At 65.2% G+C, this 25321-nt stretch carries 25 protein-coding genes; 11 read left to right on the top strand and 14 right to left on the bottom strand.

Annotated elements, in window-relative coordinates; genetic code table 11:
* Positions 1 to 14 precede the first annotated feature (14 nt).
* Positions 15 to 995, bottom strand: coding sequence for an endolytic transglycosylase MltG (mltG, locus tag FB598_RS16845; RefSeq protein WP_141916672.1), 981 nt, complete (start codon positions 993 to 995; stop codon positions 15 to 17).
* Between the two features lie 216 nt (positions 996 to 1211).
* Here mltG and FB598_RS16840 point away from each other — a divergent pair, with 216 nt between their 5' ends.
* Genes FB598_RS16840 through FB598_RS16830 form a run of 3 tightly spaced genes read left to right on the top strand, consistent with a single transcriptional unit; the run spans position 1212 to position 3435 of the window.
* On the top strand, positions 1212 to 2276 hold the full coding sequence (locus FB598_RS16840) for a folate-binding protein YgfZ (RefSeq protein WP_141916670.1): 1065 nt from the start codon (positions 1212 to 1214) through the stop codon (positions 2274 to 2276).
* A gap of 20 nt (positions 2277 to 2296) precedes the next feature.
* A complete protein-coding gene (locus tag FB598_RS16835; protein ID WP_141916667.1) occupies positions 2297 to 2596 on the top strand; it encodes a DUF4936 family protein in 300 nt (99 codons plus the stop codon).
* A complete protein-coding gene (locus FB598_RS16830) occupies positions 2587 to 3435 on the top strand; it encodes an NRDE family protein (RefSeq protein ID WP_141916665.1) in 849 nt (282 codons plus the stop codon). The genes FB598_RS16835 and FB598_RS16830 overlap by 10 nt, the downstream gene beginning before the upstream one ends.
* 300 nt (positions 3436 to 3735) lie before the next feature.
* Here FB598_RS16830 and FB598_RS16825 read toward each other — a convergent pair whose 3' ends face one another.
* The 5 genes from FB598_RS16825 to FB598_RS16805 form a co-directional block, all read right to left on the bottom strand.
* Positions 3736 to 5058, bottom strand: coding sequence for a dicarboxylate/amino acid:cation symporter (locus tag FB598_RS16825; RefSeq protein ID WP_141916663.1), 1323 nt, complete (start codon positions 5056 to 5058; stop codon positions 3736 to 3738).
* 322 nt (positions 5059 to 5380) lie between these two features.
* Positions 5381 to 5800, bottom strand: a complete 420-nt coding sequence (locus FB598_RS16820; RefSeq protein ID WP_141916661.1) for a GNAT family N-acetyltransferase — start codon at positions 5798 to 5800, stop codon at positions 5381 to 5383.
* 28 nt (positions 5801 to 5828) lie between these two features.
* Entirely contained in the window at positions 5829 to 6263 is a 435-nt protein-coding gene (locus FB598_RS16815; protein WP_141916658.1) for a PaaI family thioesterase, read from the bottom strand.
* An 11-nt stretch (positions 6264 to 6274) separates the two neighbouring features.
* Entirely contained in the window at positions 6275 to 6577 is a 303-nt protein-coding gene (locus FB598_RS16810) for a Dabb family protein (protein ID WP_141916656.1), read from the bottom strand.
* A gap of 75 nt (positions 6578 to 6652) precedes the next feature.
* The gene (locus FB598_RS16805; protein ID WP_141916654.1) at positions 6653 to 7513 is read right to left on the bottom strand and encodes a LysR substrate-binding domain-containing protein; all 861 of its coding nucleotides are present in this window, start codon (positions 7511 to 7513) and stop codon (positions 6653 to 6655) included.
* A 173-nt stretch (positions 7514 to 7686) separates the two neighbouring features.
* Between FB598_RS16805 and phnD the strand changes: the two genes are divergently transcribed.
* From phnD to phnX, 5 genes are read left to right on the top strand one after another with little or no spacing between them, the layout of a single operon-like run.
* Positions 7687 to 8553, top strand: a complete 867-nt coding sequence (gene phnD, locus FB598_RS16800) for a phosphonate ABC transporter substrate-binding protein (RefSeq protein ID WP_141916652.1) — start codon at positions 7687 to 7689, stop codon at positions 8551 to 8553.
* Positions 8550 to 9350: a phosphonate ABC transporter ATP-binding protein gene (gene phnC, locus FB598_RS16795; RefSeq protein ID WP_141916649.1), complete on the top strand. Its 801-nt coding sequence runs from the start codon at positions 8550 to 8552 to the stop codon at positions 9348 to 9350. The genes phnD and phnC overlap by 4 nt, the downstream gene beginning before the upstream one ends.
* Positions 9350 to 10201: a phosphonate ABC transporter, permease protein PhnE gene (phnE, locus tag FB598_RS16790; RefSeq protein WP_141916647.1), complete on the top strand. Its 852-nt coding sequence runs from the start codon at positions 9350 to 9352 to the stop codon at positions 10199 to 10201. Before phnC ends, phnE begins: the two co-directional genes overlap by 1 nt.
* Positions 10202 to 10249: 48 nt before the next feature.
* Entirely contained in the window at positions 10250 to 11335 is a 1086-nt protein-coding gene (psrA, locus tag FB598_RS16785) for an iron-containing alcohol dehydrogenase PsrA (protein WP_141916645.1), read from the top strand.
* Positions 11336 to 11372: 37 nt separating this feature from the next.
* Positions 11373 to 12200 (top strand): phosphonoacetaldehyde hydrolase, encoded by an 828-nt coding sequence (gene phnX, locus FB598_RS16780; protein ID WP_141916642.1) that lies wholly within the window; start codon positions 11373 to 11375, stop codon positions 12198 to 12200.
* A gap of 34 nt (positions 12201 to 12234) precedes the next feature.
* On the opposite strand, the gene FB598_RS16775 is transcribed toward phnX, so the two are convergent.
* The 8 genes from FB598_RS16775 to urtA all read right to left on the bottom strand — a co-directional run bounded on the left by FB598_RS16775 (position 12235) and on the right by urtA (position 20098).
* Entirely contained in the window at positions 12235 to 12531 is a 297-nt protein-coding gene (locus FB598_RS16775; protein ID WP_141916639.1) for an FmdB family zinc ribbon protein, read from the bottom strand.
* An 85-nt stretch (positions 12532 to 12616) separates the two neighbouring features.
* Positions 12617 to 13795, bottom strand: coding sequence for a formamidase (fmdA, locus tag FB598_RS16770; protein ID WP_141916636.1), 1179 nt, complete (start codon positions 13793 to 13795; stop codon positions 12617 to 12619).
* Positions 13796 to 14039: 244 nt separating this feature from the next.
* Positions 14040 to 15071, bottom strand: coding sequence for an aliphatic amidase (locus FB598_RS16765; RefSeq protein WP_141916634.1), 1032 nt, complete (start codon positions 15069 to 15071; stop codon positions 14040 to 14042).
* A gap of 38 nt (positions 15072 to 15109) precedes the next feature.
* Positions 15110 to 15799, bottom strand: a complete 690-nt coding sequence (urtE, locus tag FB598_RS16760) for an urea ABC transporter ATP-binding subunit UrtE (RefSeq protein WP_141916631.1) — start codon at positions 15797 to 15799, stop codon at positions 15110 to 15112.
* Between the two features lie 17 nt (positions 15800 to 15816).
* Positions 15817 to 16584, bottom strand: a complete 768-nt coding sequence (gene urtD, locus FB598_RS16755) for an urea ABC transporter ATP-binding protein UrtD (RefSeq protein ID WP_141916629.1) — start codon at positions 16582 to 16584, stop codon at positions 15817 to 15819.
* Positions 16581 to 17768 carry an urea ABC transporter permease subunit UrtC gene (urtC, locus tag FB598_RS16750; RefSeq protein WP_141916627.1) on the bottom strand — a complete coding sequence of 396 codons (1188 nt, stop codon included), beginning with the start codon at positions 17766 to 17768 and terminating at the stop codon, positions 16581 to 16583. The genes urtD and urtC overlap by 4 nt, the downstream gene beginning before the upstream one ends.
* A 43-nt stretch (positions 17769 to 17811) precedes the next feature.
* Positions 17812 to 18729, bottom strand: coding sequence for an urea ABC transporter permease subunit UrtB (urtB, locus tag FB598_RS16745; RefSeq protein ID WP_141916624.1), 918 nt, complete (start codon positions 18727 to 18729; stop codon positions 17812 to 17814).
* 112 nt (positions 18730 to 18841) lie between these two features.
* Positions 18842 to 20098, bottom strand: coding sequence for an urea ABC transporter substrate-binding protein (gene urtA / locus FB598_RS16740; protein WP_141916621.1), 1257 nt, complete (start codon positions 20096 to 20098; stop codon positions 18842 to 18844).
* Between the two features lie 553 nt (positions 20099 to 20651).
* Between urtA and FB598_RS16735 the strand changes: the two genes are divergently transcribed.
* The 3 genes from FB598_RS16735 to FB598_RS16725 all read left to right on the top strand — a co-directional run bounded on the left by FB598_RS16735 (position 20652) and on the right by FB598_RS16725 (position 25304).
* Positions 20652 to 24065: an ATP-binding protein gene (locus FB598_RS16735; protein ID WP_141916619.1), complete on the top strand. Its 3414-nt coding sequence runs from the start codon at positions 20652 to 20654 to the stop codon at positions 24063 to 24065.
* Positions 24043 to 24990, top strand: coding sequence for a response regulator transcription factor (locus FB598_RS16730; protein WP_141916617.1), 948 nt, complete (start codon positions 24043 to 24045; stop codon positions 24988 to 24990). Before FB598_RS16735 ends, FB598_RS16730 begins: the two co-directional genes overlap by 23 nt.
* 116 nt (positions 24991 to 25106) lie before the next feature.
* Positions 25107 to 25304: a hypothetical protein gene (locus tag FB598_RS16725; RefSeq protein ID WP_006713029.1), complete on the top strand. Its 198-nt coding sequence runs from the start codon at positions 25107 to 25109 to the stop codon at positions 25302 to 25304.
* Positions 25305 to 25321: the final 17 nt, after the last annotated feature.

The following is a 25321-nucleotide window of genomic DNA, read 5'->3' as shown; positions in this document are numbered from 1 at the left end:
GATAAGTGAAGGAATCAACGCTGGTAACGGTTGACGGCCTGGTTGTGTTCGTTGAGGTTGCTCGAAAAATGGCTGGTGCCGTCGCCGCGCGCGACGAAGTACAGGGCCTCGGTCTTGTCCGGGTTCATCGCCGCCGCCAGCGAGGCGGCGCCGGGCAAGGCGATCGGCGTGGGCGGCAGGCCCGAGCGGGTATAGGTGTTGTAGGGCGTATCGGCCAGCAGATCGGCTTTGCGGATCTTGCCCTGGTAGCGCTCGCCCATGCCGTAGATCACGGTGGGATCGGTCTGCAGCAGCATGCCTACCCGCAGGCGGTTGACGAACACCCCGGCCACCATGCCGCGTTCGGATTTCTGGCCGGTTTCCTTTTCCACGATCGAGGCCATGGTCAGGGCTTCGTAGGGCGTGCGGTACGGCAGCGACAGGTCGCGCTTGCTCCAGGCTTCGTTCAGTTTCTTGTTCATCAGGGCGAACGCCTGCCTGTAGACCTGCAGGTCGCTCGCGCCCTTGGCGAAAAGATAGGTATCCGGGAAGAACAGGCCTTCCGGGTGGGTATATTCGGTCGTCAGCTTGGCCAGTACCTGCTGGTCGGTCCAGGTGATGGTGTCGTGCTTGAGGGCCGGCTGTTCGGCGATGGCGCGGCGCATCTGCTTGAAGGTCCAACCCTCGATCACGGTCAGCGCCTCCTGGGCGAACTCGCCGCGCACCAGTTGCTGCAGCAGGCGGGCCGGCGTGTAGCCGGGCTTGAGCTCATAGCTGCCGGCCTTGATGCGGCTGCCCTCGCCGCTCAGGCGCGCATACATGGTGAACAGGTCGGGGTTGATCGGCACGCCCGCCGCCGCAATCTGCTGCGAAGCGCCCGACACGCCGCTGCCCGGCGTGATGGTAAAAGCGATGGCCTGCCCGGTCGCATCGACGATGGGCTGCTTGGACCAATAGAGGCCGGCCGCCGCCACCAGGGCCGCCAGCAAGAGCAATGTCACAAATAACTTCTTCATACCAAATCGAAAATCCCTGTTTCCTGACGCGTTTTTTCGGACATCACTATAATCGAGGCATCAATGATAATCGCTGGCACGGCAGTTGCCTAATTTGCCTGCCGCGCCGGCATCTTTCGGCTGCGATTCGAAGAATTTGCGACAATTTATGACAATTGCAGCAGCAACCGGCAAGCAACACTTCTATCGCACGTTTAAACCGTGCGTAAATTATTTATGACTGAACTGACCGCCTCGACCTCCGTCTGGCTCGACTTCCTCAAACAGCAAGGCGCCCGCTTCGACGCCGACGGCGCCGAACTGCTCGGTTTCGGCGCTGCGGCGCCCGCGCCTGAGAGCCTGGAAAGCTTCATGGCGCCGCTGACCGGCCTGGGCATCATCGGCGTGGCCGGCGACGATGCCGCCAGCTTCCTGCACAACCAGCTCACCAACGATGTGGAGCACCTGGACACCTCGGCTGCCCGCCTGGCCGGCTATTGCTCGCCCAAGGGCCGGCTGCTGGCCAGCTTCCTGATGTGGCGCAATCCCGAGTTCATCTTCCTGCAACTGCCGCGCCCGCTGCAGGTCGCCATCCAGAAGCGCCTGCAGATGTTCGTGCTGCGCGCCAAGGCCAAGCTGTCCGACCAGGGCGCCAACACCGCCATCATCGGCCTGGCCGGCCCGGCGGCGAACAATGCGCTGGCCGAATGGTATCCGGTGCTGCCGGCCGCGCCGTACGCCAAGATCGACAACGCCAACGGCACCCTGATCCGCCTGGCCGATTCCGCCGGCAGCGCGCGCTACCAATGGATCACCACGCCGGAGATCGCCATCGCCGCCTGGCCCAGGCTGTGCCAGCACCTGACGCCGACCGGCCCGCAAGCCTGGCGCCTGTCCGACATCCGCGCCGGCGTGCCGCAGATCACCGCGCCGACGCAGGAGCAATTCGTGCCGCAGATGGTCAACTTCGAGCTGATCGGCGGCGTCAATTTCAAGAAAGGCTGCTACCCCGGCCAGGAAATCGTGGCGCGCAGCCAGTACCTCGGCAAACTCAAGCGCCGCACCATGCTGGCGACCGTGGACAGCGATGCCGCGGCGGCCGGCAACGAGGTGTTTGCCAGCGCCGATCCGGCGCAACCCTGCGGCATGGTGGTCAATGCCGAGGCGGCCGGCCCAGGACACTCGCTGGCACTGGTGGAAATCAAGCTGGCGGCAGCCGACGGCCCGGTCCGCCTGGGTTCGGCCGATGGCCCCGCCCTGCACTTCCACGACCTGCCCTACGAACTGGCCGATCCGCAATAAGCGGACCACGCCCCCAGGCCATGGATCTCTACATTTACTACCGCGTCCCGTCCGCGCAAACGCAGGCGCTGCAAGCCAGGCTCAAGGATGTGCAGGCGGCGCTGCTGGAGCGCTTCGGCGTGGCCGGCGGCATCAAGCGCCGCCCGGGCGAGCAAGACGGCCGGCAGACCTGGATGGAGGTCTATGAACATATCCCATCCGGCCAGGAAGACGGTTTCAGCCGCGCGCTGGAACAGGCCCTGGTCGATGCCGGCATCCCGACCCTGATCGACGGGCCGCGCCATGTGGAACATTTCGAGGATGTCGCCCTATGTGCCTGATCATCTTCGCCTGGAAAGTCATCCCCGGCATGCCGCTGATCCTGGCGGCCAACCGCGACGAATTCTATGCCCGCCCGACGGCCGATGCCGGCTGGTGGAGCGATTATCCCAAGGTGTTCGCCGGCCGCGACCTGCAAGGCGGCGGCACCTGGCTGGGCACCACCCGCGACGGCCGTTTTGCCGCCTTGACCAATGTGCGCTCGCCGTCGGAACGCCGCGCCGATGCGCCGACCCGCGGCCTGCTGGTGTCCGACTACCTGGCCGGCGACATGGCGCCGGACGAATACCTCAGGCACATCGAGCCCACCGCCCAGCGCTACAACGGCTTCAACCTGCTGGTGGGCGACCGCAACACCATGCTGTGGTATTCGAACCGCGGCCTGGACGACGCCCGCAATGGCAAGCCGCTGGATTACGGCGTCTACGGCCTGTCCAACGCCCTGCTCGACTCGCCCTGGCCCAAGGTCACGCGGGCCAAGGCGCAGTTCGCCAGCCTGCTGTGCCAGGGCGCGCCGGAAGAGACCTTCTTCGAGATGCTGACCGATGCCACCCGCGCCAACGACTGCCGCCTGCCCGATACCGGCGTCGGCCTGGAAAAGGAGCGCATGCTCTCGCCGATCTTCATCCGTTCGCCGGACTACGGCACCCGCTGCTCGACCGTGTTGCGCGTGCCCATCGTGGGCGAGCCGCTGCTGACCGAACATGTCGTCGACCCGATGGCCGTGCAATATGCGGCCGAGCCCCGCACCGACGCCAAATGCAAGATCCCCTGCAAACCCGGCGTGCAGCCCGCCGCCGAAGAAACCACGACCGCCGGCAAGACCATCGACGGCATCTGAAGGCATGATCTGAAGGCATGGCCGGGCTGCACAGGGAAGATTCCCACAAGAAATAAGCAAATCGAATATCTGATATTTGAAAGATAAATTGGCCTGATTTGATGCGCAGCAGTAAAGTTGCACCTGTCTCCTCCAATTTCCTCCTTAAAGAATTGGATTCAAGCCCACACCGCAAGGTCGTGGGCTTTTTTTTCGCCTGCACGCGGCCTGTTGGCGCCGCACCAAAAAGAAAAGCGGACCGAAGTCCGCTTTTCCGCTTGCCGGCCATCCCGGCGGCGCCGTTTCCGGCCCATCCGGGGATCAGTTGTGCATCTTGGATTGCGTGCGATCCAGCACGGCTTCCGGTGCACTTGCCTCCTCGTTGGTCTCATTGTTCAGCGCCGCCTGCAGGCGCTTCTCATCCAGCTCTCCACTCCATTTCGCCACGACCAGGGTCGCCACGCCGTTGCCGATGGTGTTGGTCAGCGCGCGCGCTTCGGACATGAAGCGGTCGATGCCCAGGATCAGCGCCAGCCCCGCCACCGGCAAGTGGCCCACCGCCGACAGCGAGGCCGCCAGCACGATGAAGCCGGAGCCGGTGATGCCGGCCGCGCCCTTGGAGGTCAGCATCAGCACCGCCAGCAGGGTCAGCTCCTGGACGAAGGTCATCGGCGTATTGGTCGCCTGGGCGATGAAGACTGCCGCCATGGTCAGGTAGATCGCTGTGCCATCCAGGTTGAACGAGTAGCCGGTGGGGATCACCAGGCCGACCACGGTCTTCTTGGCGCCGGCGTTTTCCATCTTGGCCAGCATCCGCGGCAGCACCGATTCCGACGACGAGGTGCCCAGCACGATCAGCAGTTCTTCCTTGATGTACTTGACGAACTTCCAGATCGAGAAGCCGTGCAGGCGGGTGATGATGCCCAGCACCACGAAGATGAACAGCAGGCAGGTCAGGTAGAAGGTGCCCATCAGCTTGCCCAGCGACAACAGCGAACCGACGCCGTACTTGCCGATGGTAAAGGCCATCGCGCCGAAGGCGCCGACCGGGGCCACCTTCATGATGGTGCCCACCACCGAGAACAGCACGTGCGAGATCTTCTCGATGAAGTCGAACACCAGGGTGCCGCGGCCGCCGAACTTATGCAGCGCGAAACCGAACAGCACGGCCACCAGCAGCACCTGCAACACATCGCCCTTGGCAAAGGCATCGAACATGCTGCTGGGAATGACGTTCATGATGAAGTCGGTGGTGCTGCCCAGCTTGCCCGGCGCGGTGTAGGCGGCAATGCTCTTGGTGTCCAGCGAGGCCGGGTCGATGTTCATGCCGGCGCCCGGCTTGAGCACATTGACCAGCACCAGGCCGATGATCAATGCCACGGTACTGACGATTTCAAAGTACAGCAGGGCCAGGCCGCCGGTCTTGCCGACCTTCTTCATGTCTTCCATGCCGGCGATGCCGATCACGACCGTGCAAAAGATCACCGGCGCGATGATCATCTTGATCAGTTTGACGAAACCGTCGCCGAGCGGCTTCATGGCTTCGCCGGTGGATGGGTAGAAATGGCCCAGCAGCACGCCGATCGCGATGGCGACCAGGACCTGAAAGTAAAGCGACTTATACAAAGGCTGTTTCGCCGTCATTTGTCATTCTCCAAAAAACATCAATTTCCGGCCTGCCCCGGGTAGGTATGGCGTCAGGCGCCGGGCAAACCGCCGGCCCGTCGCCGTTCGTCGCCCGCGCAGGCCATTTCGCGTCCGGGAGGCTCCTCCTCCCCGGTTCGGGCGCAAGTATGTATCAGAGCGGGCCCTGGCCGGTATTGTGGGAAACCACATCGGCGGGCAAAGACGGCTCATCCCGGGCTATTGCACCGGGGGGAACGCACCGGAATGGGAACGGGAAGGCGATTCGCCGGCCGCCATCGGGCGATGGCGCCGGCAACGAGGCATGCTTACCGAGGTATGCTTACGCCAGGCTGGCGCGCATGGTGATGTGGGGAATGCCTGCCTCCATGAACTCTTCCCCTTCGCGGGCAAAGCCATGGGCGACGTAGAACTGCTCGGCGTGGGTCTGGGCGTTGAGGATGACCTCCTTGTCGCCGCGCGCGCGGGCCGCCCCGATCAGGGCCTGCAATACCGCCCCGCCGACGCCCTTGCCGCGCCCCGCCTTCAATACCGCCATGCGGCCCACATGGCCATCCGGCAGCAGGCGGCCGGTGGCCAGCGGCGAACCGTCCTCGGCATAGGCCACGGCATGCACGCACACCGCATCCATCTCGTCGAGCTCGATCTCGGCCGGCACTTTCTGTTCGTCGACGAAGACCTCGAAACGGATCGGCTGCGCGTGGGCGCGCAGTTGCTCCCAATTGCCGACGATGATGTTCATTGGCGTCTCCCTGCGCTTGGCTGTTGCATTACTCATGGTCGAGCTTCCTGCCGATGTCGAGCCGGCGGATCAGCTTGAAGGTGCCCATGGCCTTGGCCACCAGCTTGTCGCCGTTCCACAGCTCGGCCTGGCAGAAGCACATGGTGGTCGAGCGATGATAGGTATGCCCGCGCGCGACGATGGTCTCGCCCGCGTGGCCGGCCGGCTGCAGGAAGCTGCTGCTCATCTCCACCGTGGCCGACGACTTGGCATCCGGCACGCCGGCGCGCGCCGACAGGCCCATCGCCACATCCATCAGCGTCATCGAGATGCCGCCCTGGGCCACCTGCCAGCTGTTCATGAATTCCGGCTTCAGGCGCAGCGCCATCACGGCGCGGTCGTCGCCGTATTCCAGCACCTCCACGCCGAGTTCGTGCAGATAAGGATTCCCCTGCGGGAACACATCGGTCAAGGCAAGGCTCATCGTCTGGCCGCTCAGATTTCGTAATCCATGCACTGGCGCGCTTCGCGCACCGCGCCGATGAAGGGCTTGATGGCCACATGGTCGGGGTGCTCCTGGTAGGCATCCAGCGCCGCGCGCGACTCGAACTCGGAGTACAGCACCACGTCGTAGGTCGCTTCCAGGCCGGGCTGGGCCACTATCGCCTCGAACTTCAGGATGCCGGGCACCACGTTGGCGCAACTGTCGAGCAGCGCTTTCATCTTGACGATGTTGGTGGCGCGGTCGGCGCCTTCGGCTTGCTCTTTCAACTTCCACATCACGATATGCTTGATCACGTCCGGTCTCCGATGACTTTCTTGGGCAAACCGTAATGATAAGCGAAAGGCCTCTTTCCGGCAGGGAACTGCGCCTCAGCCGCGCGCCGCGATCTTCATGAAGGAGCCGACCAGCCGCCCCTCGCGCCGCTCGGCCAGGCAGTACACATAGGTGTGCGTGCTGACCGGGTCGCCCTCGATGCGCACCATGCGAAAACGCGGGTCCGGCACGAACTCCGCCTCCGACACCGTACCCAGCCCCAGCCCGCGCGCCACCGCCTCGCGCAACGCTTCGCGGCTGCCGATCTCCATCACCACCCGCGGCGCCACGCCGGCATCCTGCATGGCCTTCTCCAGCGCCAGGCGCGTGGTCGAGCCCTTCTCCCGCATCAGCATCGGCTGCCCGGCCAGCTCGGCAAGCGCCACCGATTCGCGCTTGTAAAAGGGATGGCTGCGGTGCGCGAACAGCACCACCGCGTGGTCGGCATAAGGCACCGCGAAAAAACGCGCATCGTCGGTGAAGCTGGCCAGCACCGCCACATCGGTGACGTAGTTCTCCAGGTCGGCCAGCGACTGCGCCGAATTGCCCAGCTTGATCGACAGCTCGACCTTGGGAAAACGCGCCCGGTAGGCATCCACGATCTCGATCACATGGAACGGCCCGACCGCGCCGATGCGCAAGTGACCCACATGCAGCGCGCCGGAATTGACCAGCAGGTTCAGCGCATCCAGCTCCAGCTCGGCGATGTTCTGCGCGATCGGCAGCAGGCGCTGCGCGGTCTCGGAAAGGTCCAGCCGGCGCCCGCGGCGGAAGAACAGCTCGACATTGTGCTCGCGCTCCAGCAATTGCACCTGGGTGGTCAAGGTCGGCTGGCTCACGCCCAGGGCGCGCGCCGCGGCGGAAAAACCGCGGTGGCGGGCCACCGCCAGGAAAGCGCGCAGTTGCGAAGGAGTCATCTATAGCTCCAATCAATAGTTGACGGTATTTTTTCGGATTATATCGATAATACAGCCGTCACAAAGCCTCTTTAATCTTTGCCCTGTCCGGACCGAATCCCTCTGTCACCCCCGCATGCCTGCCTCCGCCCGGGCAGCGCCTGCCGACCGCGCCACAAGATTAAGGATAGAACATGAAACGACGCTCCCTCTTCGCCCTCTGCCTGGGCGCCCTGACCGCATCGCTGCTGAGCCAGCCGGTACTGGCGGTACAGCCGCTGACCGTGGGCCTGATCCCGGCCGAAGACTCGCAAGCCATGCTGGAAAACAGCAAGGCCGTCATCGACAGCCTGCAAAAGCAGCTCGGCATGCCGGTCAAGCCCTTCATCGCCACCGACTACAACGGCATCATCGAAGCGCTGCGCGCCAGGAAGCTCGACGTCGCCTACCTCGGCCCGTTCTCCTACGTGCTGGCCAGTTCGGTCGCCAATGTCGAAGCCTTCGCCGTGGCCGAAACCAAGAAGAGCGGCAAGAGCGCCTACAAGAGCCTGATCATCAGCCGCAAGGACAGCGGCATCCAGAACCTGGAGCAACTCAAAGGCCGCACCATGGCCTTCGTCGATCCGTCGTCCGCCTCCGGCCACCTGTTCCCCAGCGCCGGCCTGCAAAAGCTCAATATCGATCCCAACAAGTACTTCTCGCGGGTGATCTTCTCGGGCTCGCATGACGCCAGCATCCTGGCGGTAGCCAACAGGAAGGTCGACGCCGCCGCGGTGGCCGACCGCATCCTGGCCTCCGCCGTTGCCAAGGGCGTGGTGCAGCAGTCCGACCTGAACGTGGTGTGGACCTCGCCCGACATTCCCGAGTCGCCGATGGTCTGGCGGCGCGACCTCGACCCGGCGCTCAAGCAAAAGATCGCCGCCGCCTTCGCCAGCATCAAGGATGTGCAATGGGGCGACCAGAGCATGCTCAACGGCTTCGTGCCCACCAGCGACGCCGCCTATAACGTCGTGCGCGACACCGCCAAGATCCTCAATCTCGACCTCAAGGCAATGAAATGATCAGGATCAGTTCGCTCACCAAGCAATACGGCAGCAATGCCGTGCTGCGCGGCATCGACCTCGATGTCGCCGCCGGCGAGTTCCTGGTGGTGCTAGGCCCTTCGGGCGCCGGCAAGTCGACCCTGCTGCGCTGTATCAACGGCCTGGTCGCACCGACTTCCGGCGAACTGGTGGCGGCCGGATACGACGCCACCGAAGCGCGCAACGTACGCCGCCTGCGCCGCAACGTGGCCATGATCTTCCAGCACCATAATGTGGTGCCGCGCCTGTCGGTGCTCAAAAACGTGCTGACCGGCCGCCTCGGCCAGGTGTCCTCGCTGGCGTCCATCCTGCAGCTGTTCTCGCGGCAGGATGTGGCGCTGGCGATGGATTGCCTGCGCCGGGTCGAGCTCGACCACAAGGCGCATGAGCGCACCGACGCCCTCTCCGGCGGCCAGCGCCAGCGGGTGGGCATCGCGCGCGCCCTGGCGCAGCGGCCGCAGGTGATCCTGGCCGACGAGCCGGTCGCCAGCCTCGACCCCAAGACCTCGCGCCTGGTGCTGCAATACCTGCGCGCGGCCTGCCGCGAACTGGGCATCACCGTGGTGTGCAACCTGCACCAGGTCGACTACGCCCGCGAATTCGGCGACCGCATCGTCGGCCTGGCCGGCGGCAAGCTGGTGTTCGACGGCCGCGGCGACGAGCTGCGCGAGTCGCACCTCAACCTGATCTACGCCGGCCTGGAGCAGCTGCAGGGCGCGGAACCCGGCGCCGCCCACCCGCCGGCGCCGGAACTGGCCTTGCAAGGAGCCCTGTGATGAACACGCCCATGCAATCCGTCCAGGCGCGCAGCAGCTACCACGACTACATCTGGACCGGCCCGCGCCCGCTGAACCTGCGTTCCTGGCTGCTGTGCGTAGCGGCTGTCGCGCTGGCCGCCCTGGTGCTGGCCTGGAGCGCGCAAGGCACGCAACTTTCCTGGAGCGAACTGGCCAGCGGCCTGCCGCAGATCGGCGATTTCCTCAGTCGCTCCTTCCCGCCCAACTGGAGCATCCTCGGCAACCTGCTCGATCCGGCCATCGAAACCGTGCAGATCGCGCTGTGGGGCACGCTGCTGGGCGTGCTGGGCGCCATCCCGGTGTCCTTCCTCGCTGCCCGCAACCTGAACCGCAACCGTGTCGTGTACCAGGGCGTGCGCCAGTTGCTCAACGTCACGCGCAGCATCAACGAACTGATCCTGGCGCTGGTGTTCGTCTCGGCGGTGGGCCTGGGGCCCTTCCCCGGCGTGCTGGCATTGGCGCTGCATGGCGTGGGCATGGTCGGCAAGTTCTTCGCCGAAAGCATCGAGGAGATCGACGACGGCCCGCTGGAAGCGCTGCGCGCCACCGGCGCCCGCCCGCTGCAGGTGATCGCATTCGGCGTGCTGCCGCAGGTCATCACCGCCTGGATCGCCACCGTGCTGTACCGCTTCGAGGTCAACCTGCGCCAGGCCACCGTACTGGGCATGGTCGGCGCCGGCGGCCTGGGCTTCGAACTGGTCAACAGCCTGAAACTGTTCAAGTACCAGGACACCGCCACCTGCATCGTCGTGGTGACGCTGATGGTGGTGGCCGCCGACACGATCTCCAGCCGCCTGCGCCAACTGATCCAGGACGGCCGCGTCCACTGATCCCTCCCATCCGAGAACCCGAACGACAAGCCCCCGAACGACAATCTTATGTGGACCTATCACAACCCGGTATCCATCCACGCCGGCAGCGGCAGCCTGGCGCAATTGCCGGCGCTGCTGGCCGGCCGCCACGCCCTGCTGGTGACCTTCCCGGAGGCCGCCGCGCTGGGCCTGGAGCAATCCATCGCCAATCTGCTCGGCGCGCAACTGGCCGGCACCGAAAATGCCGTGCAACCCAACCCCGACGTCAGCTGGCTGTCGGCCATGCATGAGCGCGTCTGGTCGGAACATGCCGAGGCCCAGTGCGTGGTCGCCTTCGGCGGCGGCAGCGTCATCGACTGCGCCAAGGCCATGCTGGCGTCCACCCCGTCGGGCCGCTTCGACGAATTGCTGGCGCACCTGCGCGACGGCGCGCCGCTGGCCGCGGGCCGCGCCAAGGCGCTGATCGCCATCCCCACCACCGCCGGCACCGGCAGCGAGGTCACGCCCTGGGCCACCCTCTGGGACGCCGCCGCCGGCAGCAAATATTCGCTGCACCGCGACTGGACCTGGCCCGAAGCCGCCATCATCGATCCCAAGCTGATGCTGAGCCTGCCGCCCGGCGCCACCCTGGCCAGCGGCCTGGATGCGCTATCGCACGCGCTGGAGGCGATCTGGAACGTCAACCGCAATCCGGTCTCCTCCAGCCTGGCCGCGGCCGCCGCGCGCGCCATCGTCGCCACGCTGCCGCTGCTCATGCGCAAGCCCGCCGACCTGGCCCTGCGCGAACGCATGGCCATCGCCGCGCTGCAGGCCGGGCTGGCCTTCTCCAATACCAAGACCGCGCTGGCGCACTCGCTGTCCTACGACATCACGCTGCACCACGGCATCGCGCACGGCATCGCCTGTTCGTTTTCGCTGCCGCACGTGATGCGCCTGGCCTTCGGCCGCGACGCCCAGGTCGATACCCTGCTGCTGCAGATCTTCGGCGCCGCCGACCGCGACGGCGCCGTGGCCCGCCTGTCAGGCTTGCTGGAAAACCTGGGCGTGTCGACCGACCCCGCCCACTACGGCATCGCCGATGCCTGGGACACGCTGGTACAGCGTGCCCTGCAAGGCCCGCGCGGACGCAACTTCATCGCCGCCGTCCACTGAAACATACACATACAGATTCATCGATAAAGGAGTCCCCATGCCCACCGCAAACAAAGCCGCCATCGCCCTCGAAGCCGTCATCTTCGATTGGGCCGGCACCCTGGTCGACTTCGGCTCGCTGGCGCCGACCCAGATCTTCGTCGACGCCTTCAAGAGCTTCGACATCGACATCACGCTGCAACAGGCGCGCGGCCCGATGGGCCTGTCCAAGTGGCAGCACATCCGCACGCTATTGGACGACGCCGATATCGCCGGCCAATGGCAGCGCTACACCGGCCATGCTCCAAGCGACAAGAATGTCGACGCCATCTACGCGCGCTTCATGCCGATGCAGATCGCCAAGGTTGGGGAATATTCGCAGCCCATCAACGGCGCCGCGCAGATGCTGGCCTGGCTGCGCGGACGCGGCCTGAAGGTCGGCTCCTGCTCGGGCTATCCGCGCGAAGTGCTCAATGTGCTGCTGCCGCTGGCCGCCAGGGAAGGCATTGCGCCCGACCACGTGGTCGCCGGCGACGAACTGCCAGCCGGCGGCCGCCCCGGCCCCTACATGGCGCTAGCCAATGTGCTGGCGCTGAAGATCGGCGACGTGGCCGGCTGCATCAAGGTCGACGACACCGTGCCCGGCATCGAGGAAGGCATCCGCGCCGGCATGTGGAGCGTGGGGGTGTCGCTGTCGGGCAATGAGGTCGGCTATACCCAACGGCAACTGGCCGGGCTTGAACCTGCCGAGGTGATGGCGCTCAAGGCGCAGGCAGAACAAAAGCTGCGCGCGGCCGGCGCCCATTACGTGATCGATTCGGTGGCGGATTTGCCGGAAGTCGTCGCGCAAATCGAGGCCCGCCTGAAAACGGGCGAGCGCCCTTGACGCAAGCCGAGGCCCGACGCCGCTCCCGGCGCCTTCAGGTCGCGCAGATGCTGCAGCTATGCCCCTTGCAGTTATGCAGCACGCTGCTGCGCGCCGCTCCCGCATGCGCGCCCGGGCCGGCGGCGCCCTGTCCGGCCAGTTGCTCGGCCCCGTTGCGCGGGCGCCAGCGCTCCTTCACCTGCAAGCCGACCCGCCCGCCCGTGAGCATGGGCGCGGCAGCGGTCTCCTGCTGGCAATAAGGGCAAGCCACCTCGCCATGCAGCGCCTGCATACTGAGGAATTTCTCGAAAATGCCCGCGCAGTGGCGGCAACGGATGTCGTATAAGGGCATATCTGACTCCCCCACAAAATGAAGTTCGGATTCGATTCCGCGCGGCTGCGATGGGATCGCGGCCGCGCGGCCACTCTTTTTTGAACTAGCGCGTTCGTCCCCAGTACGACTTGTCGTTGAGCATGCCCTTGGGCGTGATGTCCTGGTCGAAGATGGACGTCGGCAAGGCCACCGTGCAGGCGCAGTTCGGGATATCGACGATGCCGCCGATGCGCCCTTCCACCGGCGCCGCCGTCAGCAACATGTAGGCCTGGCTGCCGCTGTAGCCGAAGTGGGTCAGGTAGTCGATCGCCTTCAGGCAAGCCTGGCGATAGGCCACCGTGGCGTCCAGGTAGTAGTTGACGCCGTTCTCGACGCTGATGCCCTCGAAGGTCAGCCATTGCTCGTAGTGCGGCTTGACGATGCTGGGCATGAAGATCGGCGAGGTGATGTTGTACTTGGCCATGCCGCCCTTGATCAGGTCGAAGCCGACGTGGCTCACGCCATCCATTTCGATGGCGCCGCAAAAGCCGATCTCGCCGTCGCCCTGCGAAAAGTGCAGGTCGCCCATCGAGAAGCCCGCGCCCTTCACGTACACCGGGAAGAAGATGCGCGTGCCGGCCGACAGGTCCTTGATGTCGGTATTGCCGCCATGCTCGCGCGGCGGCACGGTGCGCGCCGCGACCTTGGCCATCTCGTCGAACTTGGCGCCGGAGAGGCCGCGCAGCACCGCGGTGCTCGGATCAGGCGGCTTGGCCAGGCCCTTGGCCGCCAGCGGCGCCTCGCGGCGGTTCCACTCGGCCAGCAGGTCATGCGACGGCAGGCAGCCCATCAGGCCCGGATGGGTCAGGCCGGCGATGCGCACGCCGGGGATGTGGCGCGAGGTGGCGTACAGGCCTTTCAGGTCCCAGATCGCCTTGTCGGCCTCGGGGAAGTAGTCGGCCAGGAAGCCGCCGCCGTTTTCCTTGGCGAACACGCCGGAAAACCCGACCGGCGTCACCGGCTTGATGTCCAGCAAGTCGATCACCAGCAGGTCGCCCGGCTCGGCGCCTTCGACGTGGAACGGGCCGGTCAGCGGGTGCGCGCGCGTGAGGTCGACATTCTTGACGTCGGAGACATCGTCGGTGTCCTTGATCTGGGCGTCGAGGAAGTCCAGCGACTCGATCAGTATCGACTCGCCCGGCTTGACCGACGCCAGGAACGGCAGGTCGGGATGCCAGCGGTTGTGGCCCAGTTCCGGCTGCTCTGCCAGCGGCACGCCGGGCTTGATCTTGAAGTGTTGCATGCGATCTCCTTGGTGGTAAGTAGGTTCGTGGGTTGCTGTGCGTAGAAAAGCACCTGGGCCGGCACCTTCCCTTCGCAGGGGTTTTCCCTGCTTTCTCCTCCCGTTCGGGCTGAGTAGCCGCAACGCGGCGTATCGAAGACGCTCCGGATATTGGCGGACGGCATGTGCGCCTTCGATACGCCCCTTCAGGTCTACCCAGTCCGAACGGAATTCCGGATTCCGGCAATGGAATGCTGTTGCGCGCTCATCCCGCCGGCTCGGCCGGGATTCCCGGCACCGGGCATTCCGGCGTGCCGGCGGTCTTGCGCGTGATGGCCTCGACCTGGCTGCGCGCGCCTTGCGGGTCGGTGACCCAGGTCTTGTAGAAATCGAAGGGGCAATCGGCCACGCCGGCCGGCGATTCGCCTGAGTTGATCTTGCCGGTGTAGCCGCGGTGCAGCAGCTTGAACAGGTGGTTCTGCGACTGCCAGTTGCGGCGCGCGTCGCGGATCGCGCCCACCGACAGCTCGGCGTACTGGATGCCCATCTCCTCGGTGCCGCATTCGCCCAGCGTGCGGCCGTCGAAACCGACGATGGCCGAGTGGCCGAAGTAGGAATACACGCCGTCGAAGCCGGCCGCGTTGGCCACGGCGACGTAGACGTTGTTCATCCACGCCATGGCCTTGGCCACCAGCACCTGCTGCTCCTTGGCCGGGTACATGTAGCCCTGGCAGCGTACGATCAGCTCGGCGCCCTTCATGGCGCAGTCGCGCCAGATCTCCGGGTAGTTGCCGTCGTCGCAGATGATCAGGCTGATCTTCAGGCCCTTGGGGCCCTCGCACACATAGGTCGTGTCGCCCGGATACCAGCCCTCGATCGGCGTCCACGGCATGATCTTGCGGTACTTCTGCACGATCTCGCCCTGGTCGTCGATCAGCACCAGCGTGTTGTACGGCGCCTTGCGCGGATGCTCCTCGTGGCGCTCGCCGGTCAGCGAGAACACGCCCCACACGCCTGCGATGCGGCAAGCCTCGGAGAAGATGCGGGTCTCGTCGCCCGGCACGGTGGCGGCGGTCTCGTACATCTCCGCCTCGTCGTACATGATCCCGTGGGTCGAGTATTCGGGAAACACCACCAGGTCCAGCCCCGGCAGGCCCTGCTTCATGCCGACCAGCATGGCGGCGATCTTGCGGGCGTTGTCCAGCACTTCGCTGCGGTTGTGCAGGCGCGGCATCTTGTAGTTGACTACCGCCACGCCGACGGCATCCTTGCTGCTCGATATGTCTCCATGCCTCATGGCTTCACTCCTTGGCGAAAACTACGGTAAAAATCGGCTTACACCGACAGGTACTTGCTGATGGTCGGCGCATCGACGTGGTCGCGCGTGTCCTCGTAGACGAAGCGCCCCTTGTCGATCACCAGGAAACGGTCGGCGATCTCCAGCGTGAAGCTGAGCACCTGCTCCGACACGATGATGGTCAGCGCGCGGATCTTGCGGATCTCCTTGAGGCTGCGCGCGATGTCCTTGATGATGGACGGCTGGATGCCCTCGGTCGGCTCGTCCAGCAGCAGCACGCGCGGATTGGTCGCCAGCGCGCGGGCGATCGCCAGCTGCTGCTGTTGCCCGCCCGAGAGGTTGCCGCCCTTGCGGCCGCGCATGTCGTAGAGCACCGGGAACAGCGCGTACAGCTCGTCGGGCACCTTGCCGCGCGCGGCCGGGCCGAGGCCGGTCTGGATGTTTTCCAGCACCGTCATGCCGGGGAAGATCATGCGCCCTTGCGGTACGTAGGCCACGCCGCGCGCCACGCGCTGGTGGCTTTCCATGCCGCCCAGCTCGACGCCGTCGATGCTGATGCTGCCGCCGCGCAGCGGCAAGATGCCCATCAGGGTCTTGAACAGCGTGGTCTTGCCCATGCCGTTGCGGCCCATGATGGCGACGATTTCTTCCTTGGCCACCGACAGGTTGATGTCGTGGATGACCGCGCTCTGGCCATAGCCGGAGGCGAGTTGCGAGACGTTGAACATGGCTGGCTCCGGATGGTTTAGTGGCCGAGATAGACGTCGATCACCCTGGGGTCGGACTGCACCTTGTCCATGCTGCCCTCGGCCAGGATCTTCCCCTGGTGCAGCACGGTGACCTTGTGCGCGATGCTCTTGACGAAGTCCATGTCGTGTTCGATCACCACCACCGAGCGCCCCTGGCTGATGCGCCCCAGCAGCTGCGCGGTCTGCTCGCGCTCGGAAACGCTCATGCCGGCCACCGGCTCGTCCAGCATCAGCAGTTCCGGCTCCTGCATCAGCAGCATGCCGATCTCCAGCCACTGCTTCTGCCCGTGCGAGAGCAGGTCGGCCTGGGTATGCAGTTGCCGCTCGAGGAAGATCTCGGCGGCCACTGCCTCCACCCGCGCCACCACATCCGGCGAACGCTTGAAGGTCAGCGCGCCGAACACCTTGCGGCCGCGCGGGAAGGACATCTCCAGGTTCTCGAACACGGAAAGGTTCTCGTAGATCGACGGCGTCTGGAACTTGCGCCCGACGCCGGCGCGCACGATGGCGTGCTCGCTCATCTTGGTAAGTTCGTGGTTGTTGAAGCGGATGCTGCCCGAGGTGGCGCGCGTCTTGCCGCAGATCAGGTCCAGCACGGTGGTCTTGCCGGCGCCGTTGGGGCCGATCACCACCCGCACCTCGTTGCGCTGCACGTACAGGTTCAGCTTGTCGACCGCCTTGAAGCCGTCGAAGGAAACGGTGAGGTCTTCGATCGCCAATACCGGGTGGGCATCCGATTCGAATCCGATGGGTGCGTCGCTCATTTGCTGGCCTCCAGGGTGGCGACGGGCTCGATGCCGTCGCGGGTAGTCTCGGCCACGGCGGCCTTGGGCTTGGCCGGTTCCGGCGCGGTGGCCGGCTTGCCGCGCAGGCGCGCCAGCAGCCGCTTGCCCTGGGTCTGGTACAGGCCGGCCAGGCCGTTGGGAAAGTACATGACCACCGCGATGAACAGGCCGCCCATCAGGAACAGCCAGAGCTCGGGGAAAGTCTCGGAGAAATAGGTCTTGCCGAAATTCACCAGCAGCGTGCCGTACACCGCGCCCAGCAATGACATGCGCCCGCCCACCGCGGCGTAGATCACCATCTCGATCGAGGGCACGATGCCCACGAACGAAGGCGACATGAAGCCCACCTGCAGCGTGAACATGGCGCCGCCGATGGCCGAGAACATGGCCGCGGCGCAAAACACGAAGATCTTGAAGCTGGCCACGTCGTAGCCGGAGAAGCGCACCCGTTCTTCCTTGTCGCGCATCGCCACCAGCAGGCGGCCGAGCTTGGAAGACAGGATGTAACGGCCGGCCAGGATGCAGGCGAACAGCAGCCCGGCATTGACGAAGTACAGGATCAGCCTGGCGCTGTCGGTACGGATGTCCCAGCCCATGAGCGTCTTCAGGTCGGTGATGCCGTTGACGCCGCCGGTCAGGCCCTGCTGGCCGATGATCAGGATCGACAGGATGGCGGCGATGGCCTGCGTGACGATGGAGAAATACACGTCGCCCACGCGCCGCTTGAACATCGCCAGGCCGATCAGGAAGGCCAGCAGCGTCGGCGCCGCCAGCACCGCCAGCACGGTGAAGCCGAAGCTGTGGAAGGGTTGCCACATGGCCGGCAGTTCGGTCAGCTGGTTCCAGTCCATGAAGTCGGGAATGCCCGGGGTCGACTGGATCTTGGTGCTGATGGGGTCGGACGCTTCCAGCTTCAGGAACATCGCCATGCAATAGCCGCCGACGCCGAAGAACACGCCCTGCCCCAGGCTCAGGATGCCGCCGTAGCCCCAGCACAGCACCAGACCCACCGCCACGAAGGCGTAGGACAGGTACTTGCCGACCAGGTTGAGGCGGAACATGTCCAGCGCCAGCGGGAACACCGCCAGCAGCAAGACCGCCATCGCCAGGAGCCCGATCAGGCCTGACTTGCCGCCCAATAATTTTTCATACGCTGCATTCATGGTCGAACCTCGCGGTGGATAAGTCGGGAAAAGGCCGCCGGCATCATTTGCGCACCTTGGACGAGAACAGTCCTTGCGGACGCAGCATCAGGATCAGGATCACCGCCGACAGCGTCAGCACCTTAGCCATCGAACCGGTCAGGAAGAACTCGGCGGTGGACTGGGTCTGGGCAATCGAGAACGCCGACGCGATGGTGCCGACCAAACTCTGCGCGCCGCCGAACACCACCACCAGGAAGGTGTCGACGATGTACAGCGAGCCGCTGGTAGGGCCGGTCGAACCGATCGTGGTGAACGCCGCACCGGCCACCCCGGCCACACCGCAGCCGAGTGCGAAGGTGGTGCGGTCGACCTTGCGGGTATTGATGCCCACCGCGCCGCTCATGACCCGGTTCTGCATCGTGGCGCGCACCTGCAAGCCCCAGCGCGAACGAAACAGCAGCACGAAGATGGCGCCGGTGAGCAGCACCGTCAGCCCCATCATGAACAGGCCGTTGATCGGGATGTCGATCGAGTCGGTCGGCTTGAACGAACCCAGCAGCCAGTCCGGCAAGGTGGCGCTGACTTCCTTGGCGCCGAAGATGGAGCGGAAGGTCTGCTGCATCGCCAGCGACAGGCCCCAGGTCGCCAGCAGCGTGTCCAGCGGGCGCTTGTAGAGGCGGCTGATCAGCAGCAGTTCGGTGAGATAGCCCACGCCGTAGGCCACCGCGAAGGACAGCGCCACCGCGCCGAAAAAGTAGAACGGCTGCAGGCTGGGCGCGTAGGTGGTGGTCAGGTGCGACAGCAGGTAGGTGATGTAGGCGCCGATGGTCAGGAACTCGCCATGCGCCATGTTGATCACGCCCATCTGCCCGAAGATGATGGCCAGGCCCAGCGCCATCAGCAGCAGGACGCAAAATACCGAGAGGCCATTGAAGCCCTGCATGGCGAGGATGGCGCCGAATTCGGATAGAGAAACCATGATTGACTCCCGCCTTGGGAAACGATTTACAGGGGCGGCAGCGCCCGCATGTCACAACAGGCGCCGCCGCTTTGCTGCAGGATGGCCGGGCGCCAATGCCCGGCGATAGCGCTTACTGGTAACCCTTGGGGAAAGGATTGGGCTCGATCAGATCGGACTCGTAGACGACCTTGAACTGGCCATCCTTCTGCGCCTGGCCGATGCGGGTCTTGCTCCACAGGTGATGGTTCTCGTGAACCTTGACGTAGCCTTCCGGCGCGGTCTTGAGTTCGATGCCGGGCGAAGCCGCGACCACCTTGTCGACATCGAAGCTGCCGGCCTTCTCGACCGCCGCCTTCCACAGCCAGGGGCCGAGGTAGGCGGCCTGGGTGACGTCGCCGATCACCGAGTTGGCGCCGAATTTGGCCTTGAACTCGGCCACGAATTTCTTGTTGTTGGCGTTGTCCAGGCTCTGGAAATACTTCATCGAGGCGAAGAAGCCTTCGACGTTCTCGCCGCCGATGCCCAGCATTTCATCCTCGGTCACCGAGATGGTCAGCAGGTTCTGGGTCTTGGCGGTGACGCCGGCCGCCTTGAGCTGCTTGTAGAAGGCCACGTTGCTGCCGCCGACCACGTCGGCGAAGATGACGTCGGGCTTTTTCAGCTTGATCTTGTTGATCAGCGAACCGAACTGGGTATTGCCGAGCGGGTAGTACTCCTCGCCCACCACCGAGCCCTTGAGCACGTTTTCGATATGCTTGCGCGCGATCTTGTTGGAGGTGCGCGGCCAGATGTAGTCCGAGCCGACCAGGAAGAAGGTCTTGGCCTTCTTTTCCTTGGCCACCCAGTTCAGCCCGGCCAGCACCTGCTGCGTCGCCTCCTGCCCGGTATAGAACACGTTCTTGGACTGTTCCAGGCCTTCATAGAAGGTCGGGTAGTACAACAGGCCGTTGTCCTTCTCGAACACCGGCAGCACGGCCTTGCGCGAGGCCGAGGTCCAGCAGCCGAACACGGCCGCGACGCGGTCGTTCTCCAGCAGCTTCTTGGCTTTCTCGGCGAAGGTCGGCCAGTCGCTGGCGCCGTCTTCCTGGATGATCTTGATCTTGCGGCCGAGGATGCCGCCCATGGCGTTGATCTGGTCGATCGCCAAGCGCTCGGCCTGGATCGAACCGGTTTCGCTGATGGCCATGGTGCCGGTGGCCGAGTGCAGCTGGCCGACGGTGACTTCGGTGTCGGTGATGGCCAATTTGGTGGTGTTGACCTTGGCGGTCGGGAACTGCTGCGCCGAAGCCAGGCCCGGCAGCGCGGCGGCAGCCGCACCGGCGGCCAGTCCCGCCAGGATCTTGCGGCGTTGGGGCGAAGGCGGTCTGGAAGAGGAACGGTGCGACATGCGGTACTCCTTTCGAGGCTTTGTTGGATGTTGTAGAAGCGATCGTGGCCTTGCCAGGCCGGCGCCGGAACGGGCCGGTCGAAACGAATGCGGACGGCGCCGCAACTTGGATGCGGGCATGCGAGCTGTTCCCCCGCTGCGCCCGCCGGCACTGCGCTGTCCGTCGTTCTGGGACGAAGAATAGGGTTGGCGATGCAGTGCAACAATACGTTGTTCGACGTAACGGCCGGGCGTATCCGGCCGGGCCCGCGCGCACATGTTTCGAACACGCGCGGCATGTTATTGGTGCATCGGGCATCCATCGCCGCGCCGCGCAAGCCTGCGCAAAACCCCTGGCCTGCGATGTTTTGGTGAAACCGGCGAGAAATGGCCCGGCGGCATACGTCATTTGACGTATGCCCTCGCCGGCCGATTGGTTTGAAAATTGCTAGCAAGAAGCGCAGGAAGCAGCGCCGCCGAAAGATGCTGTCCCGCAGGATGGGACAAGCTCCGCCGGCACGAGCGGGCTTCTCGCGCACGGCCTCCGGCCCCCTGACAACAACGCGAGCAATATGTGACCAATCCCGCCACGCAACGCATCGTCAAAGTCCGGCGCGACTACAACACCTGGGTCGCCAACGAGATGCTGGAAGACTACGCGCTGCGCTATACGCCGCGCTCGTTCCGGCGCTGGTCGGAGTTCCGCCTGGCCAACACGGCGCTGGGCGCGACCTCGTTCCTGGCGCTGGAGGCCATCAGCGGCGCCATCACCCTGAGCTACGGCTTTACCAACACCTTCTGGGCCATCGCCTGCGTGGTGGTGCTGTTCTTCCTGACCGGGCTGCCGATCAGCTATTACGCCGCCCGCTATGGCGTCGACATGGACCTGCTCACGCGCGGCGCCGGCTTCGGCTACATCGGCTCCACCGTCACTTCGCTGATCTACGCCAGCTTCACCTTCATCTTCTTCGCGCTGGAGGCGGCCATCATGGCCCAGGCCATCGAGATCTATTTCGGCCTGCCGCTGGTCTACGGCTATGTGCTGTGCTCGCTGATCATCATCCCCATGGTGGCCTACGGCATTACCCTGATCAACCGCCTGCAGATGTGGACGCAACCGCTGTGGATCGTGCTGCTGGCCCTGCCCTACATCTGCGTGCTGTACAAGGAACCGGAGGCGCTGGCCAACCTGCTCACCTTCGCCGGGCGTGCCGAGGATGGTAGCTCGTTCAACATCCTGCTCTTCGGCGCCGCCGCCACGGTGGCCTTCTCGCTGATCGCGCAGATCGGCGAGCAGGTCGACTTCCTGCGCTTCCTGCCGGAAAAGACCGCGGCCAACCGCGGCCGCTGGTGGACCGCCCTGCTGCTGGCCGGGCCCGGCTGGATATTGCTGGGCGGCGCCAAGATGCTGGGCGGCGCGCTGCTGGCCTTCCTCGCCATCCAGCACGAGGTGCCGATGGCCAAGGCGGTGGAGCCGACCCAGATGTACCTGATCGGCTACCAGTACGTCTTTTCCAATCCGGCGCTGGCGCTGGGCGCGGTGGTGCTGTTCGTGGTGGTGTCGCAGATCAAGATCAACGTCACCAACGCCTACGCCGGTTCGCTGGCCTGGTCCAACTTCTTCGCGCGGGTGACCCACAGCCATCCCGGCCGCGTGGTGTGGCTGGTGTTCAACGTGCTGATCGCGGTGCTGCTGATGGAGCTGGGCGTGTTCAATGCGCTGGAGCATGTGCTGGCGCTGTACAGCCTGGTGGCGATTTCCTGGATCGGCGCGGTGGTCTCGGACCTGGTCATCAACAAGCCGCTCAAGCTGAGTCCGGCCCATATCGAGTTCAAGCGCGCCCACCTGTACGATGTCAATCCGGTGGGCGTGGGCGCGATGGCGATCGCCTCGCTGCTGTCGGCGATCGCCATGTCGGGCGTGCTGGGCAAGCTGGCCGCGGCGATGGCGCCCTTCATCGCGCTGGGCACGGCGCTGCTGTGCGCGCCGCTGATCGCCGTCGCCACCAGGAGCCGTTACTACATCGCCCGGCGCGACACCTTGTCCGACCACAGCCACGCCCAGGGCCAGCTCGACTGCGTGATCTGCGGCAACCGTTTCGAAACGCCCGACATGGCGTACTGCCCGGCTTACCAGGGCTCGATCTGCTCGCTGTGCTGCTCGCTCGACGCGCGCTGCAACGACCGCTGCAAGGCGCCCGCGGCGCGCCTGCCCAACCAGATCTTCCAGACCTTGCGCAGCCTGGTGCCGGCGCGCTTCACGCTCAAGCTCAATACCCGCATCAGCCACTACCTGATCGTGTTCGGCACGCTGGCCGGCGGCCTGGCGGTCATCCTGTGGATGCTGTACTTCCAGCAGATGGCCGACAGTTCCGGCCTGGCGACGGCCGGGCCGGCCTCCATCAAAAGCATCTTCGTCAAGCTGTTTTGCATGCTGCTGGTGCTGCTCGGGGTCGGCTCATGGTGGCTGGTGCTGACCAACGAAAGCCGCGCGGTCGCGCAGGAGGAATCCGAGCGCCAGACCAACCTGCTGCTGCAGGAGATCGAAGCGCACAAGCAGACCGACGCCGAACTGCAGCGCGCCAAGGAAGCCGCCGAATCGGCCAACCTGGCCAAGAGCCGCTTCGTGGCCGGCATGAGCCACGAGCTGCGCACCCCGCTCAACAGCATCCTCGGCTATGCGCAGATCCTGCATGTCGACGCCACCATCCCGCCGGCGCGCAAGGACGCCATTGCGGTCATCCGGCGCAGCGGCGAGCACCTGCTGAGCCTGATCGACGGCCTGCTCGACATCGCCAAGATCGAGGCCGGCAAGATGCGCCTGGCCTCCGACGAAGTGGCGCTGGCCGGCCTGCTGGAACAGATCACCGGTATGTTCGCGCCCCAGGCCGAGCAAAAGGGCCTGGCCTTCAGCTTCGAGAAGATCGGCCGCATCCCGCACATCGTGCACGCCGACCAGAAGCGGCTGCGCCAGATCCTGATCAACCTGCTGGGCAACGCCGTCAAGTTCACCGACCGCGGCAGCGTGACGGTGCGGGTCCACTACATGCGCGAGATCGCCTATTTCGACATCATCGATACCGGCATCGGCATCGCCGACGACGACCTGGAACGCATCTTCCTGCCCTTCGAGCGCAGCAATGCCGCCAACCTGCGCGAAGACATCGGCACCGGCCTGGGCCTGGCGATCAGCCGCATGCTCACGCACATCATGGGCGGCGAACTGTCGGTCAAGAGCGAGGTCGGCCGCGGCAGCAGCTTCCACCTGAAAATCTACCTGCCGGAAGTGCACGTGCCGCGCCCGCGCCTGCAGCTGGAAGACCAGATGACCGGCTATGCCGGCCCCGCGCGGCGGGTGCTGGTGGTGGACGACCAGGCCTCGCAGCGGCGCCTGCTCAAGGAGATGCTGTTGCCGCTGGGCTTCGAGGTGGCCGAAGCCGACAGCGGCATCGCCTGCATGGAAGCGCTGGCGCGGCGCGTACCGGACCTTGTGCTGCTGGATATTGCCATGCCGCTGATGGACGGCTGGTCGGTCGCGCGCGCCATCCGCGCCCGCGGCCTGGCGCAGCTGCCGGTGATCCTGGTCTCGGCCGATGCCTTCGAGAACCTGCACGAACGCAGCGACCCGCCGCTATACGACGACTTCGTCGTCAAGCCGGTGTCGTACAACGAACTGCTGGCCAAGATCCGGCAGCATCTGCGCCTGGAGTGGGTGGCGCCCCCGCCCGCTGCTGCAGCAGCGACGACGGCGCCCGCCCAGCCGGTGATGCTGGTGCCGCCCCGCCATAAACTGCAGGCGCTGCTGGAGCTGGGCGCGATCGGCTATGCCAAGGGCATCCTGCACCAGCTCGACGAACTGGAACGGCACACTCCCGCCTACCTGCCCTTCACCACCGACCTTCGCCAACTGGTCAGGCAATTCCGCCTGAACGAATATGTCACCCGCATCGAGGAGCTGATCCGCCATGATCTCAACGACGTTCGATAGGCACGTGGTCCTGATCGTCGACGACATGCCCGACAACCTGGCCATGCTGTCCGACGCGCTCGACGAGAGCGGCCATATCGTGCTGGTCGCCACCGATGGCCTGTCCGCGCTGGAGCGCCTGGACCGCATCACGCCCGACCTGATCCTGCTCGACGCCATGATGCCCGGCATCGACGGCTTCGAGACCTGCCGCCGCATCAAGCTGATCAGGAGCGTCAACCATGTGCCGGTGGTGTTCATGACCGGCCTGTCGGAAACCGAGCATGTGGTGCGCGGCTTCGAGGTCGGCGGCATCGACTACGTCACCAAGCCGATCCGGCCGCAGGAAGTCGTCGCGCGTATCGGCGCCCACATCCGCACCGCGCGCATGATGTCGCAAACGCGCGGCGTGCTGGAGCATGCCGCGCACGCGGTGATCGTGCTCGGCCACAACGGCCTGCCCCTGTGGCAGACCAGCAAGGCGTCGCTATGGCTGGAGAAGTATTTCGCCGGCGCCGGCCACAAGCTGCCGGCGGCGCTGCAGTCCTGGCTCAACGAAAGCCTGGTGCGCCATCGCCAGGACGGCGGCAAGATCGAAGACATCCCGCCGCTGGCGCTGCGGCAAGGCGAGTGCGAGCTGCGCATCGCCGTCTCGGGCGCCGGCGCCGGCCACGGCCTCACCCTGCTGCTGGAAGAAAAGCACCTTGCCGCGGCAGCGCCGGCCGGCGGCGAAACGCCCCCCTGCATCGAAGGCTTTCGCCTCACCCCGCGCGAGAACGACGTGCTGATGTGGCTGGGCAAGGGCAAGACCAACCGCGACATCGCCGACATCCTGGGCATGAGCCCGCGCACGGTGAACAAGCACCTGGAGCACATCTTCGTGAAACTCGGCGTTGAAACGCGTTCGGCGGCGGCGGTGCTGGCCAGCAACGGCCTGCTGCAATAAATGGCCGGCAATAACTGGCGCGCAAAGACGGCCGGGAAGATATTCCGGCGCGATCGCGGGCTTTGGCATATCCTTGCAGCTGCAGTGCCCGAACCTGAACGAAGCAAGGAAATATCATGCCCAAAAAAGAGAAACTGGATCCGGAAACCGAAGCCCTGATCCAATGGTGCACCGAAGTCGAGCAGTTCCTGGTCAAGGGCGGCGCCACGCTCGACCAGGCCCAGGAACATATCGAAGAACAGGTCGAGTGGTTCACCGACCTCTTCTACGATGGCCTGACGCCGGAAGAAGCCGCCAAGGAAGCGCTGGCCTGAGCCTGCATCGCCCTCCC

Source organism: Herbaspirillum sp. SJZ106, assembly GCF_006715495.1.
GTDB lineage: Bacteria > Pseudomonadota > Gammaproteobacteria > Burkholderiales > Burkholderiaceae_D > Herbaspirillum.
Note: the sequence above shows the minus strand (reverse complement) of the source record. Positions and strands in the feature narration are given on the sequence as shown.

Coding starts and splice junctions, on each gene's coding strand:
- mltG (WP_141916672.1), bottom strand. CDS start 995: ATGAAGAAGTTATTTGTGACATTGCTCTTGCTGGCGGCCCTGGTGGCG.
- FB598_RS16840 (WP_141916670.1), top strand. CDS start 1,212: ATGACTGAACTGACCGCCTCGACCTCCGTCTGGCTCGACTTCCTCAAA.
- FB598_RS16835 (WP_141916667.1), top strand. CDS start 2,297: ATGGATCTCTACATTTACTACCGCGTCCCGTCCGCGCAAACGCAGGCG.
- FB598_RS16830 (WP_141916665.1), top strand. CDS start 2,587: ATGTGCCTGATCATCTTCGCCTGGAAAGTCATCCCCGGCATGCCGCTG.
- FB598_RS16825 (WP_141916663.1), bottom strand. CDS start 5,058: ATGACGGCGAAACAGCCTTTGTATAAGTCGCTTTACTTTCAGGTCCTG.
- FB598_RS16820 (WP_141916661.1), bottom strand. CDS start 5,800: ATGAACATCATCGTCGGCAATTGGGAGCAACTGCGCGCCCACGCGCAG.
- FB598_RS16815 (WP_141916658.1), bottom strand. CDS start 6,263: ATGAGCCTTGCCTTGACCGATGTGTTCCCGCAGGGGAATCCTTATCTG.
- FB598_RS16805 (WP_141916654.1), bottom strand. CDS start 7,513: ATGACTCCTTCGCAACTGCGCGCTTTCCTGGCGGTGGCCCGCCACCGC.
- phnD (WP_141916652.1), top strand. CDS start 7,687: ATGAAACGACGCTCCCTCTTCGCCCTCTGCCTGGGCGCCCTGACCGCA.
- phnC (WP_141916649.1), top strand. CDS start 8,550: ATGATCAGGATCAGTTCGCTCACCAAGCAATACGGCAGCAATGCCGTG.
- phnE (WP_141916647.1), top strand. CDS start 9,350: ATGAACACGCCCATGCAATCCGTCCAGGCGCGCAGCAGCTACCACGAC.
- psrA (WP_141916645.1), top strand. CDS start 10,250: ATGTGGACCTATCACAACCCGGTATCCATCCACGCCGGCAGCGGCAGC.
- phnX (WP_141916642.1), top strand. CDS start 11,373: ATGCCCACCGCAAACAAAGCCGCCATCGCCCTCGAAGCCGTCATCTTC.
- FB598_RS16775 (WP_141916639.1), bottom strand. CDS start 12,531: ATGCCCTTATACGACATCCGTTGCCGCCACTGCGCGGGCATTTTCGAG.
- fmdA (WP_141916636.1), bottom strand. CDS start 13,795: ATGCAACACTTCAAGATCAAGCCCGGCGTGCCGCTGGCAGAGCAGCCG.
- FB598_RS16765 (WP_141916634.1), bottom strand. CDS start 15,071: ATGAGGCATGGAGACATATCGAGCAGCAAGGATGCCGTCGGCGTGGCG.
- urtE (WP_141916631.1), bottom strand. CDS start 15,799: ATGTTCAACGTCTCGCAACTCGCCTCCGGCTATGGCCAGAGCGCGGTC.
- urtD (WP_141916629.1), bottom strand. CDS start 16,584: ATGAGCGACGCACCCATCGGATTCGAATCGGATGCCCACCCGGTATTG.
- urtC (WP_141916627.1), bottom strand. CDS start 17,768: ATGAATGCAGCGTATGAAAAATTATTGGGCGGCAAGTCAGGCCTGATC.
- urtB (WP_141916624.1), bottom strand. CDS start 18,729: ATGGTTTCTCTATCCGAATTCGGCGCCATCCTCGCCATGCAGGGCTTC.
- urtA (WP_141916621.1), bottom strand. CDS start 20,098: ATGTCGCACCGTTCCTCTTCCAGACCGCCTTCGCCCCAACGCCGCAAG.
- FB598_RS16730 (WP_141916617.1), top strand. CDS start 24,043: ATGATCTCAACGACGTTCGATAGGCACGTGGTCCTGATCGTCGACGAC.
- FB598_RS16725 (WP_006713029.1), top strand. CDS start 25,107: ATGCCCAAAAAAGAGAAACTGGATCCGGAAACCGAAGCCCTGATCCAA.